This window comes from Cellulomonas hominis (assembly GCF_005239125.1).
In the GTDB taxonomy this organism is placed as follows: Bacteria; Actinomycetota; Actinomycetes; order Actinomycetales; family Cellulomonadaceae; genus Cellulomonas; species Cellulomonas hominis_A.
The window spans coordinates 1-11,951 of record NZ_SZYE01000123.1 but is presented as its reverse complement, the minus strand read 5'-3'; the positions used below and the strand labels follow the sequence as shown (position 1 = coordinate 11,951).

Annotated in this window: 10 protein-coding genes and 1 pseudogene; 9 read left to right on the top strand and 2 right to left on the bottom strand. The window is 75.3% G+C overall.

The genetic code is table 11. The features are described 5' to 3' along the window. The 7 genes and pseudogenes from FA014_RS20055 to FA014_RS13760 form a co-directional block, all read left to right on the top strand. Positions 1-371, top strand: a pseudogene (locus FA014_RS20055) (glycoside hydrolase); the annotation flags it as partial. 43 nt (positions 372-414) lie between these two features. Then, positions 415-2,991: a DNA helicase PcrA gene (gene pcrA / locus FA014_RS13785; RefSeq protein ID WP_154730235.1), complete on the top strand. Its 2,577-nt coding sequence runs from the start codon at positions 415-417 to the stop codon at positions 2,989-2,991. Positions 2,992-3,093: 102 nt separating this feature from the next. After that, positions 3,094-3,759, top strand: a complete 666-nt coding sequence (locus FA014_RS13780; protein ID WP_154730234.1) for an AIM24 family protein — start codon at positions 3,094-3,096, stop codon at positions 3,757-3,759. 5 nt (positions 3,760-3,764) lie between these two features. Beyond that, positions 3,765-5,399, top strand: coding sequence for a phenylacetate--CoA ligase family protein (locus tag FA014_RS13775; RefSeq protein ID WP_230323155.1), 1,635 nt, complete (start codon positions 3,765-3,767; stop codon positions 5,397-5,399). Then, on the top strand, positions 5,399-6,202 hold the full coding sequence (locus FA014_RS13770) for a hypothetical protein (protein WP_154730233.1): 804 nt from the start codon (positions 5,399-5,401) through the stop codon (positions 6,200-6,202). The genes FA014_RS13775 and FA014_RS13770 overlap by 1 nt, the downstream gene beginning before the upstream one ends. Further along, on the top strand, positions 6,199-7,299 hold the full coding sequence (locus FA014_RS13765; RefSeq protein ID WP_154730232.1) for a hypothetical protein: 1,101 nt from the start codon (positions 6,199-6,201) through the stop codon (positions 7,297-7,299). The genes FA014_RS13770 and FA014_RS13765 overlap by 4 nt, the downstream gene beginning before the upstream one ends. Beyond that, a complete protein-coding gene (locus FA014_RS13760; RefSeq protein WP_154730231.1) occupies positions 7,296-8,411 on the top strand; it encodes a hypothetical protein in 1,116 nt (371 codons plus the stop codon). Before FA014_RS13765 ends, FA014_RS13760 begins: the two co-directional genes overlap by 4 nt. Before the next feature lie 200 nt (positions 8,412-8,611). Here the strand turns inward: FA014_RS13760 and FA014_RS13755 are convergent, their stop codons facing one another. Then, positions 8,612-9,169 carry a Clp protease N-terminal domain-containing protein gene (locus FA014_RS13755; protein WP_154730230.1) on the bottom strand — a complete coding sequence of 186 codons (558 nt, stop codon included), beginning with the start codon at positions 9,167-9,169 and terminating at the stop codon, positions 8,612-8,614. Positions 9,170-9,207: 38 nt separating this feature from the next. Further along, the gene (locus tag FA014_RS13750) at positions 9,208-9,438 is read right to left on the bottom strand and encodes a helix-turn-helix domain-containing protein (RefSeq protein WP_154730229.1); all 231 of its coding nucleotides are present in this window, start codon (positions 9,436-9,438) and stop codon (positions 9,208-9,210) included. Between the two features lie 176 nt (positions 9,439-9,614). Here FA014_RS13750 and sucC point away from each other — a divergent pair, with 176 nt between their 5' ends. Both sucC and sucD read left to right on the top strand, forming a co-directional pair. Beyond that, positions 9,615-10,799, top strand: a complete 1,185-nt coding sequence (sucC, locus tag FA014_RS13745) for an ADP-forming succinate--CoA ligase subunit beta (protein ID WP_154730228.1) — start codon at positions 9,615-9,617, stop codon at positions 10,797-10,799. 38 nt (positions 10,800-10,837) lie between these two features. Then, positions 10,838-11,734 carry a succinate--CoA ligase subunit alpha gene (sucD, locus tag FA014_RS13740; protein ID WP_147794277.1) on the top strand — a complete coding sequence of 299 codons (897 nt, stop codon included), beginning with the start codon at positions 10,838-10,840 and terminating at the stop codon, positions 11,732-11,734. The last annotated feature ends 217 nt before the right edge of the window (positions 11,735-11,951 follow it).

Here is an 11,951-nt window from a genome sequence, read left to right as displayed (position 1 = left end):
CGCTGACGCTGGTGACCGCGGGCGCGACCGCGGACGCCGCTGCCCGGGTCCGGGCGCGGGTGGACGGCACGCCGGTGCCCGCGGCGGCGCGCGTCGTCGACGGCCGGCTGCGCGTCGACGTCGCCGGCGTGCCCGCCCGCGCCCGGCTCGAGGTGACCTGCGGCACGGTCCCGCTCGCCGGCCCCGAGCCGGACGCCGAGGTGCTGCGGGTGCTGCGCGGGGCGTGGACGGAGAACGCCCTGCTGACCGCCGCGCTGGCAGCGGCGACGGCCGACCGGCCGCTGCACGTGCGGCTGTCGCACCTCGACGCCCTGGGCCTGCCCCCGTCCCTGCTGTCCGCCCTCCGGGAGGTCCTGCTGGCCCGCGGCTGAGGCGCCGCGGGTGTCGGTGGGGGCGCCTAGGCTGGGCTCTGCCATGACGTCGCTCTTCGAGAACCTGCCGCTGCCCGGACTCGCCCTCTCCGACCTCGGTCGCCTGCCGGCCGCCGTGCCGCCGCGCGGTGACCTGCCCGGCGACGGTGCCGCCGGGGGCGGGGACCTCGACGCGCCCCGCGGCGACGACCGCCGGGGCGAGCGCGGTCGCGCGCCGTCGGTGGACGCCGACGCGCTGCTGGTCGGCCTCAACCCGCAGCAGCGGGCCGCGGTCCTGCACCACGGCGGGCCGCTGCTCATCGTCGCCGGCGCCGGCTCGGGCAAGACGCGGGTGCTGACCCACCGCATCGCGCACCTGCTCGCGACCCGGCAGGCGCGCGCGGGGGAGATCCTCGCGATCACGTTCACCAACAAGGCCGCGGCGGAGATGCGCGAGCGCGTGGCGGCCCTCGTCGGCCCGTCGGCCCGTGCCATGTGGGTGTCGACGTTCCACTCCGCGTGCGTGCGGATCCTGCGCCGCGAGGCGACGACGCTCGGGCTCCGGTCGTCGTTCTCCATCTACGACGCCGCCGACTCCCAGCGGCTGCTCACCCTGGTGGCCCGCGAGCTCGACCTGGACCCGAAGAAGTACCCGCCGAAGGCGCTGGCGTCCAAGATCTCGAACCTCAAGGACGAGCTCGTCGACCCCGACACGTTCGCGGGCACCTCGGGCGGCTCGTCGGGCAACGACTTCGACCAGACGCTCGCGCAGGTCTACACCCGCTACCAGCAGCGGCTGCGCCAGGCGAACGCCCTCGACTTCGACGACCTGATCATGACGACCGTCAACCTGCTGCAGGCGTTCCCGGCCGTCGCGGAGCACTACCGCCGCCGGTTCCGGCACGTGCTCGTCGACGAGTACCAGGACACCAACCACGCGCAGTACGTCCTCGTCCGCGAGCTCGCGGGCGCGGGGACCGACGGCGACGACGTCCCGCGCGGCGAGCTGACCGTCGTCGGCGACGCGGACCAGTCGATCTACGCGTTCCGCGGCGCCAGCATCCGCAACATCATGGAGTTCGAGGCCGACTACCCGGACGCCACGACGATCCTGCTGGAGCAGAACTACCGCTCGACGCAGACCATCCTGTCGGCGGCCAACGCGGTGATCAGCAAGAATCCCGGCCGCAAGCCCAAGCGGCTGTGGACCGACTCCGGCTCGGGGCCGAAGATCGTCGCCTACGTCGCCGACAACGAGCACGAGGAGGCGCGGTTCGTCGCGGAGGAGATCGACCGCCTCGGCGACTCCGACGGCGTCCGCCCCGGCGACGTCGCGATCTTCTACCGGGCCAACGCGCAGTCCCGCGCCCTGGAGGAGGTGCTGATCCGCGTCGGCCTGCCGTACAAGGTCGTCGGCGGCACCCGGTTCTACGAGCGTCGCGAGATCAAGGACGCCGTGGCCTACCTGCGCGCGATCGCCAACCCCGACGACGACGTCAACCTGCGGCGCATCCTCAACGTGCCCAAGCGCGGGCTCGGCGACCGGTCCGAGGCGATGGTCGCCGGCTACGCCGAGCGCGAGCGCATCTCGTTCGGTCAGGCGCTGGAGCACCTCGAGGAGGTGCCCGGCCTCGGCACCCGCGCGATCACCGGCCTGCGCGCGTTCGCCGAGATGATGTCCGACGTGCGGGCGCTGGCCGGGTCGGGCGCCGGTCCGGCGGAGATCCTGTCCGTCGTGCTCGACCGCAGCGGCTACCTGGCCGAGCTCCGCGCGAGCGAGGACCCGCAGGACCAGACCCGCGTCGAGAACCTCGCCGAGCTGCACGCGGTGGCCTCCGAGTTCGAGCAGTCCGACCCCGAGGGCGACCTCGCGGACTTCCTCGAGCGGGTGTCGCTCGTCGCCGACTCCGACCAGATCCCCTCGGACGACGGCGGGGACGACGAGACCGGCGAGCCGAAGCCGGACCAGGGCGTCATCACGCTCATGACCCTGCACACCGCCAAGGGCCTGGAGTTCCCGGTGGTGTTCCTCACCGGCATGGAGGACGGCACGTTCCCGCACATGCGGTCGCTCGCCGACACCGACCAGCTCGCCGAGGAGCGCCGCCTGGCGTACGTCGGCCTGACCCGCGCGCGGCAGCGGCTGTACATCTCGCGCGCCGCCGTGCGCACGGCGTGGGGCGTGCCGAACGAGTTCCCGCCGAGCCGGTTCCTCGACGACCTGCCCGAGGACCTGATCGACTGGCGGCGGCGCGAGTCGTCGAACGACCGGCTGCGCGGCCCGGGCGGGTTCCTCGGCGGGCGGTCCGGCTACGCGTCGGGCGGTGGCTACGGCGACCGCGGTGGCTCCGGGTCCGGCAGCACGCAGAGCTGGAAGAAGAGCTCCGCGGCGTCCCGCGCGGGCGAGCCCGCGCGCACGGCCCCCGGCTCCGGCGGGGCGACGTTCGGGTCGGCCACCCCGCGCCCGGACGCCGCGATCCCGACGCTGACCGTGGGGGACAAGGTCACGCACGACGCGTACGGGCTCGGCACGGTCGTGGCGGTCGAGGGCGGCGGGCCGAACGCCGTCGCGAAGGTCGACTTCGGCAGCGAGGGCACCAAGCGGCTGCTGCTGCGGTACTCGCCGGTCACCAAGCTCTGAGCCGGCGCGGGTCGGCCGTCGCTGCGGCCCGGACGGGTGATCCCGCCCGTCCGGCCCGCGCCCGCACGGCTGCCACCTGCACATCTCGGGCATGATCGGGGCATGCGCAGCCCGATCTTCGACCAGGCCCACAACGAGGTGCAGTCCGCCGACCGGTTCGTCCTGCAGAGCACCAAGATGCTCAAGGTGACCCTCGGCCCCGACGTCCTCGCGGCGAAGGGCGCGATGGTCGCCCACCAGGGGCAGGTGCAGTTCCACCACGAGTCCTCCGGCTCGCTCGCCCGGTTCGTCAAGCGCGCGATGAGCGCCGACGACCAGCCCCTCATGCGGGTGTCCGGCCCGGGCGAGGTGTTCTTCGCGCGTGCCGCCGAGCACGTGTTCCTGCTCCAGCTCGAGGGCGACGCGATCAGCGTCGGCGGCTCCTCGCTGCTCGCGTTCGACGCGGCGCTGCAGTGGGACATGCACCGGACCAGGGGCGCCGGGATGATGACCGGCGGGTTCTGGAACACCCTCATCCAGGGGCACGGCACCGTGGCGCTGACGTCGCACGGCCAGCCGATGATCCTCGACTGCTCGCAGCAGCCGACGTTCGTCGACCCGAACGCCGCCGTGTGCTGGTCGGCGAACCTCACGCCCGGCGTCGTGTCGAGCATGAACGTGAGCTCGCTGCTGCGCGGCGGCACCGGGGAGGCGTTCCAGTACTCCTTCCACGGGCCGGGCTTCGTCGTCGTCCAGCCCTCCGAGGGCTACCCCGTCCCGACCGCCTGATCGCCGTGGTCGTCCCGATCCCCACGGACCACCCCGCCCGCCCGAGCCTCGCCCGGCAGTGGGCGCTGCGCCTGGCCGCGGCGGCGGTGTCCGCGTTCTACGGGCTGTACCGGCTGCACCCCGCGCTGTGGCGGTTCACCGCCCGGCACTACCGCCCGTCGATGGAGCGGTTCGCACGGCTGCACGCCTGGATGATGTGCCAGTACGCCTATCTCGACGTGCCCGCGTACCGGGACTTCCTGCTCGAGCGCGGCTTCCGGTTCCGCTGGTGGCGGCTCGACGCCTACGCGCCGACCTCCAAGAAGGACTACGTCGACCGGTACACCGAGGACGACCGGTGCTGGAACGGCCGGATCGAGACGGTCGGGACCGTGGTCGACGAGTCGAGCGGGTCGTCGGGCAGGCCGTACAACTGGATGCGGTCGCGCCGCGAGCTGCGCACCGTGCACCGCAACGTCGCCGGGTACGTGACGATGCTGTTCGGCAGCAAGCGCCTGTTCGCGATCAACGCCTTCTCCATGGGGGCGTGGGCGACCGGGACCAACACGGGCATCGCGATGGCCAAGATCGCGATGGTGAAGAACACCGGCCCGGACGTCGACAAGATCGTCGACACCCTGCGGCACTTCGGGCCGCGGTACACGTACGTGCTCAGCGCCTACCCGCCGTTCCTCAAGCACCTGCGCGACCGGCTCGACGCCGAGGGCTTCGACTGGGACCGCTACGACCTCAACGGCTTCGTCGGGGGCGAGGCGCTGACCGAGGGGCTGCGGGACTACCTGGAGGAGCGGTTCGCGCGGATCTACTCCGGCTACGGGGCCTCCGACCTGACCATCGGCATGGCCGGCGAGACCGACCTCGCGGTGTGGCTGCGGCGCTCGCTCCTCGCGCACCCCGGCCTGCGCGCGTCCGTGCTCGGCGACGACGAGCAGCGCACGCCGATGATCCTGCAGTACAACCCGCTCGAGACGTTCCTCGAGACGACCGAGGACGGCGAGCTGCTGGTCACGCTGAACTCGACGTCGATCATGAGCCCGAAGCTGCGCTACGACATCGGCGACGAGGCCCGGCTGGTCACGTTCCCGGAGATGCGCGCGCTGGTCGCCCGCTACCCGCGCCTCGCGTTCGGGTTCGACAGGGCGTTCGCCACGCAGCGCATGCGGCTGCCGTTCGTGCTGCTGTTCGGTCGCAAGGACTCGACCGTGTCCTACATGGGCGCGAACATCTACCCCCTCGACGTCGAGAACGGCCTGTACCTCGACAACCCGCACGCCGCGGCGATCGAGTCGTTCCGGCTGGGGCTCGTCGAGATCGGCGGCCAGGAGCAGCGCCCCGTCATCCACCTCGAGCTCCGCGCGGACGCGGCGCTCGACGCGGGGGAGCGGGACGCCCTGGCCCGGCGCTCGGCCGAGGGCGTGCTGACGCACCTCGCGTCGGTGTCGCGGGACATCGCGCAGTCGCTCGAGGAGGACGAGGCCGCGCGGGACATCCGGGTCCGGGTGCACGACCACGGCACCGGGCCGTTCGCGGGCGGGCACCGGAAGATCAAGAACGTCTACGTCGTGGACGCCGGCGACCGGGGTGACGCCGAGGCGGGGGCCGGCGGGCCGGCAGCCGGCGGCGCGGGCCCGGCGGCCTGATGCGGACGCGGGACTTCAGCCGGACGCCGCCGCTCGGGCGGGCCGAGGCGCTCGTCGTGACCGACCGGGTGCGGTCCGCGGCGGGCGCGCCCGGGCTGGTCCGGCAGCGGCGGTTCCGCGAGCGGGGTGCGGGTGGGTCCGGGCGCCGGGCCCGGCGCGGGGTGCTGGCGTTCTTCGCCACGGCCGCCGACGCCGAGCGGTTCGCCGCGGGCCTCGCCGGCGACCGTGCCGCCGCCCGCGACGCCGGCGGCGGCGCGGGCTTCGCGCACGTGTACGCGGCCGAGCCCGAGGGGTACACCAACGGCGTCTGGCGGGCCGAGGACCGCACGATGGCGCACGTCGAGCGGTTCACGCCGCTCTCGGGAGAGGCGCGCCGCGGCGTCGAGCCGCCGCGGGTGGCGGAGGACCGCGAGCGGGCGGCCCGGTCGGGGCGGGGTCCCCGGCCGGCGCGCCGCGCGCACGCGAACCCCGGGCTGGCCGAGGCCCGCGCGATGTTCGTCGGCGCCACCCGGTACACCGGTCCGCAGGCGTGGCTCGCGCTCGCCCGGACCTGGTACCCGATGGTCGCCAAGATGCGGCGGCTGCGCGGGTTCCGGTGGTACGCGGTGTACTGGTCGCCGCCGTTCACGCTCGGCACGCTCGCGTTCTTCTCCGGCCGGGACGAGCTGCTGGCGTTCGCCCGGATGCCCGAGCACCGGCACCTCATGCGCTGGATCACCGACGGCGAGCGGTGGGGGACCGGCGGGTACATCCGGCTGCACGCGCGCGCGGACGGCGACGGCGACCCCGGCGGCGCCGCGTGAGGGTCGAGACGGTCACCACCCGGCGCCAGCTCGCCGCGTTCCTGCGGCTCCCGCTCGACCTGCACCCGCGGGCGCTCGCCGTCCCGCTGCAGGCCCCGGTGGTCCGCTCCTGGTGGCGCGGGACCGCGCCGCACCCGTCGCCGGTCGAGCTGCTGCTGGTCCGCGACGACGCCGGCCGGGTCGTCGGGCGCAGCACCGCGCACCGCGACGAGCGGTTCGACGCGAAGCTCGGCACCCGCGCGCTGCTGTTCGGGGCCACGGAGTTCGCCGGGGCCGAGGCGGCCGGCGCCCTGTTCGCCGCGCTCCAGGCGCGCGCCACGGGCGAGCGGGAGCTGATCGGCCCGGTGTCCCTGCTCCCGAACCAGACCGGCGGCGTCGTCACGTCCGGCTGGGCGGAGCGGGGCTTCGTCGACTCGCCGTGGAACCCCGCCGACGTGCCGGGCATCTACGAGGCGGCGGGGTTCCGCCGCTGGCACGAGGCCGACACCTGGGTGGTCGACGTGCAGCCCGTCGCCGCCCCCGCCGACGCCGAGTGGGCGGCGGCGGGCGTGCGTCCCGAGCACGGGTCCCGGCGCGCGATGGGGCGCCTCGTCCCCGAGCTGCTCGACCTGCTGAACGCCTCGTTCGCGCAGCTGCCGTACTACACGCCGATCACGCCGGCGGAGATGCGGGCGGCGACGGACGGCCTGGCCTGGCTGCTGGACGAGCGGCTGCTGCTGCTCGCGCGGGACGCCGACGGGGCGGCGGTGGCCTTCGTCCTGGCCGTCCCCGACATCACCCGGTTCCTGCAGGCGACCGGCGGCCGGCTCGGGCCCGTGCAGCAGCTCCGGCTGCTGGCCACCCGCGGCCGGTACCGCGAGGACGCCGTCCTCGTCATCCAGGGCACCCGGCCCGACCGGCAGGGCGAGGGGATCCTCACCCTGCTCAGCCGGCAGCTGCACGCGGGGCTGGCCGACGGCGGCTACCGGCGGCTGCGCATGACCTCGGTCGGCCGGGACAACCCGGCGTCGGCGCGGCAGTCCGCGCGGTTCGGCGGGCGCCCCCTGCACGGCCTCACCTTCTACCGGCGGCCGGTGCCGCCCCGGGAGCACGCATGACCGACGCGACCCTGCTCGCCGACCTCGTCGCGCTGGCGGCGCGGGCGCCGAGCGCGCACAACACCCAGCCGTGGTCGCCGCGGGTCGTCACGGACGCCGGGGGGCCGGCCGTCGAGGTCGCCGTGGTGCCCGGCCGCACGCTGCCCGCGGGGGACCCGACCTCCCGGGACGTGCTGCTGAGCCTGGGCGCGTGGGTCGAGTGCGCCGCCGTCGGCGCGGCCGCGGCGGGCCGGGAGCTGGTCGTCGAGGCGCTGCCCGCCCTCGGCGCCCTGGACGCGCTGCCGGTGCGGGGACCCGCAAACCCGGACCGCCCGGTGCTGCGGGTGCGGCTCGGCGGCGCCGCCGGCGCGGCCCCGGCCGCCACGCCGGACGACGTCCGTGCGCGCGCGGTCTACCGGGGCGGGCTCACGGGCGACCCCGCGGTCTACGACGACCTCCCCGCCGGCGCCCTCGCCCCCGGCCTGAGCCTGCGCCCGGTCGACCCGGCGGTGTTCGCGCGCCTCGTGCGGTGGGGCGGTGTCGGCACGTTCGCGCGCCGGCCCGTCGCCGAGGAGCTGCTGCACTGGCTCCGGCTCAGCCCGCAGCACCCCGGCTACGTGCGCGACGGGCTCAGCGACCGCGTGCTGCTCCTCCCCGCGCCGCTCGCCCGGCTGGCCGCTCCCGTCACGCGGCACCGCCGCCTGCGCGACCCGGCTCTCGCGGTGCTCGGCGGGCTCGCACGGGCGGCGGACGGGGTGCTGGCCGCGCGGGCGCGGACGTGGGCGGCCGCCCCGGCGCCCGACCGCGGGGTGCACCACGTGCTCGTCGCCGACGGGGCTGCGGGCGCGCCGGGCCGTGGCAGCGGCCCGTCGCGCGCGCCGGTGCTCGACGGCCGGACCGGTCTGCCCGAGGAGCAGGTGCTCGACGCCGGCCGCAGCCTGCAGCGGCTGTGGCTGCACGCGCACCGCGCCGGGCACGCCGTCGCGCCGCACTCGGAGGTCGTCGACGTCCCCGGCCCGCACGCCGCGCTGCGCCGGCACCTCGGGCTGGGGCGGTCGGAGGTGGCGCTCGCCGTGTTCAGCACCGGCCGGCCGACGGGCGAGGTGCCGCGGTCCCCGCGCCTGCCGGTCTGAGCCGCCGAGGCGGCGGCGGGCGACGGCGCGGAGGCGTCCCCTCGGAAGGCGGCCCCGGCCCCCGTCCGGCCGATGCCTCGCTGCCCACGGACCGCTGCCGCCGGGCGCCGACCGGGCAACCGACACGTCGAGGGAGTACCCGGCGGGTACTCCCTCGACGTGTCCGTTGCACAGCCGGCGCGAGAGGGGCGCGACGGGCGTCAGGCCGCGGCCGTGTCGCCCAGCCGGGCCGTGACGTCCGCCGCCAGCGCCGCCGTGTCGACGCCGGCGCGCCGGAGCAGCGCGTACCCGTCGGTGTCGGACAGCCGGACGACCGCGAGGAGCACGTGCCCCGCCTCGATCCGCCGGTGGCCGAGCCGGATCGCCTCGCGCAGCGCGACCTCCAGGGTCTTCTTGGCGTCCCGGGTGAACGGGACGTGCCCGGGCGCCCGTCGGCCGCCGGGCGTCGGCCGACGCGCCCGGTCCGCGCGGTCGAGCGCCCCCGCTCCGAACACCGTGTCCGCGCGCCGACGGACCGCGTCGAGGTCGATCCCGAGGGCGGCCAGGGCGGCGGGGTCGAGCCCGTCGCCGTCGAACCGGTCGAGCAGCGCGGCCCGGTCGGCGCCGTGCGCGGCGAGCGCCGTCGCGGCGGGGTCGCCGACGGACGCGACGGCGACCACGAGGTGGGCGGGGGTGATGCGGGTGTCGCCCAGGTCGCGGGCGACCTCCTGCGCCTGCACGACCGCGGCGCGGGCGCCGGTGGTGAACCTCTCGAACATCGTCGTCTCCTCTCGCGGGGTCCGGGGCGGGCGGCCGCTCAGCCGCGCCGGTGGTGCTTCTGGTGGACGGCCTGCCGGCTCACGCCGAGGGCGTCCGCGATGTCCTGCCAGGACCAGCCGAGCTCGCGGGCCCGGCCGACCTGCAGGGTCTCCAGCCGGTCGGCGAGCACCCGCAGGGAGCGCACGGCGCGCAGCCCGGTGGCGGGGTCGTCAGCCGTCGCCGCGGCGAGCGCGCCGTCGGCGGAGGTGGTGGGGTCGGTTCCGGTCATGCGTCAACCTTGCTTGACACCCGGGCGGGGTGTCAAGAGATGTTGACGCACGGCGTGCGATCTGGGTCACATATCTCGACGTGAAGATAAACCGGGGCCACCGGGCTACGATCGTCCGCGGCAGAGCAGCCAGATCCCACCCACGGGACCGCAGGGCGAGGGAAGGACCGCAGCAGGTGGACCTGTTCGAGTACCAGGCACGTGACATCTTCGAGCGGCACGGGGTACCCGTCCTGGGAGGGATCGTCGCGACGACGCCCGCCGAGGCGCGTGCGGCGGCCGAGACCCTGCTGGGCGCCGACGGCGCGACCGGCGTGGTGGTCGTCAAGGCGCAGGTGAAGACCGGCGGCCGCGGCAAGGCCGGCGGCGTGAAGATCGCCCGCTCCGCGCAGGAGGCCGAGCAGCGCGCGGCCGAGATCCTCGGCATGGACATCAAGGGCCACACCGTGCACCGCGTGATGATCGCGGCGGGCGCGAGCATCGCGACGGAGTACTACTTCTCGCTGCTGCTCGACCGCGCCGAGCGCCGGTACCTCGCCATGGCGAGCGTCGAGGGCGGCATGGAGATCGAGCAGCTCGCCGTCGAGCGTCCCGAGGCGCTCGCGAAGGTCCCCGTGGACCCGCGGGTCGGCATCGACCAGGCGAAGGCCGACGAGATCGTCGCCGCGGCCGGCTTCGACGCCGCTGTCGCCCCGAAGGTCGCCGCGGTGCTCATGAAGCTGTGGGACGTCTACCGCGAGGAGGACGCCACGCTCGTCGAGGTGAACCCCCTCGTGCTGACCGAGGCCGGCGACGTGGTCGCGCTCGACGGCAAGGTCACCCTCGACGGCAACGCCGACTTCCGCCACGAGGACCACGCGGCCCTCGAGGACGCCGCCGCGGCGGACCCGCTCGAGGCGCGCGCCAAGGAGAAGGACCTCAACTACGTCAAGCTCGACGGCGAGGTCGGCGTGATCGGCAACGGCGCGGGGCTCGTCATGAGCACCCTCGACGTCGTGGCGTACGCCGGGCAGCAGCACGGCGGCGTGAAGCCGGCGAACTTCCTCGACATCGGCGGCGGCGCCTCGGCCGAGGTGATGGCCGCGGGCCTGGACATCATCCTGTCCGACCCGCAGGTCAAGTCGGTGTTCGTCAACGTGTTCGGCGGCATCACGGCGTGCGACGCGGTCGCCAACGGCATCGTCGCGGCGCTCGGCATCCTGGGCGACGAGGCCACCAAGCCGCTGGTCGTGCGCCTGGACGGCAACAACGTGCTCGAGGGCCGCCGCATCATCCGGGACGCGGCCCACCCGCTCGTCACGCTGGCCGAGACCATGGACGGGGGCGCCGCCGAGGCCGCCCGCCTGGCCGCCACCGCCTGACCGACCGCAGCGACGCGAGAGACGAGAGACAACCCACCATGGCGATCTTCCTGACCGCGGACTCCAAGGTCATCGTGCAGGGCATGACCGGGTCCGAAGGCAGCAAGCACACCACCCGCATGCTGGCGTCGGGCACCACCGTCGTCGGCGGGGTGAACCCCCGCAAGGCCGGCACCAGCGTCGAGTTCCCCCGCGGCGACGGCTCCGGCCTGACCGTGGCGATCCCGGTGTTCGGCTCGGTGGCCCAGGCCGTCGAGGCGACCAAGGCCGACGTGTCGGTCATCTTCGTGCCGCCGGCCTTCACCAAGGCCGCCGTCATCGAGGCCGTCGACGCCGGCGTGCCGCTGATCGTGATCATCACCGAGGGCGTCCCGGTCGCCGACACGGCCGAGTTCTTCGCCTACGCGCAGGCCAAGGGCGTGCGGCTGCTCGGCCCCAACTGCCCGGGCCTCATCAGCCCCGGGAAGTCGAACGTCGGCATCATCCCGTCGGACATCACCGGCCCCGGCCGCATCGGCCTGGTGTCGAAGTCCGGCACGCTGACCTACCAGATGATGTACGAGCTGCGGGACCTCGGGTTCTCGACGGCGGTCGGCATCGGCGGCGACCCGATCATCGGCACGACGCACATCGACGCGCTGGCCGCGTTCGAGGCCGACCCCGAGACCGACCTGATCGTCATGATCGGCGAGATCGGCGGCGACGCCGAGGAGCGGGCCGCGGCGTACATCACCGAGCACGTGACCAAGCCGGTCGTCGGGTACGTCGCGGGCTTCACCGCCCCCGAGGGCAAGACGATGGGCCACGCCGGCGCGATCGTGTCCGGTTCGGCCGGCACCGCGCAGGCCAAGAAGGAGGCCCTCGAGGCCGCCGGCGTGAAGGTCGGCACCACGCCGACCGAGACGGCCGAGCTGGCGCGCGCGCTGCTCAGCTGACCGCACGCACGCCGGGCGCCGCACCTCCCCGGGGGTGCGGCGCCCGCTGCGTGCCCGGCGTCGCGGCCGAGTTCGCCGGTTGCGCGGATCCGCCCGGTGCGCAACCGGCGAACTCGCGCGGAACCGGCGAACTCGGCGGAGCCCCCGGGGTGGGGCACGCCACCCCGCGGCGCGCCGGGCCGGTTGGGCCGCTCGGCGGCGTGCGGCGGGGACCATG

Excerpts from the sequence above, each read along its gene's own strand:
- FA014_RS13760 (WP_154730231.1), top strand. The coding sequence starts at position 7,296 with ATGACCGACGCGACCCTGCTCGCCGACCTCGTCGCGCTGGCGGCGCGG.
- FA014_RS13770 (WP_154730233.1), top strand. The coding sequence starts at position 5,399 with ATGCGGACGCGGGACTTCAGCCGGACGCCGCCGCTCGGGCGGGCCGAG.
- FA014_RS13750 (WP_154730229.1), bottom strand. The coding sequence starts at position 9,438 with ATGACCGGAACCGACCCCACCACCTCCGCCGACGGCGCGCTCGCCGCG.
- pcrA (WP_154730235.1), top strand. The coding sequence starts at position 415 with ATGACGTCGCTCTTCGAGAACCTGCCGCTGCCCGGACTCGCCCTCTCC.
- FA014_RS13755 (WP_154730230.1), bottom strand. The coding sequence starts at position 9,169 with ATGTTCGAGAGGTTCACCACCGGCGCCCGCGCCGCGGTCGTGCAGGCG.
- FA014_RS13780 (WP_154730234.1), top strand. The coding sequence starts at position 3,094 with ATGCGCAGCCCGATCTTCGACCAGGCCCACAACGAGGTGCAGTCCGCC.
- sucD (WP_147794277.1), top strand. The coding sequence starts at position 10,838 with ATGGCGATCTTCCTGACCGCGGACTCCAAGGTCATCGTGCAGGGCATG.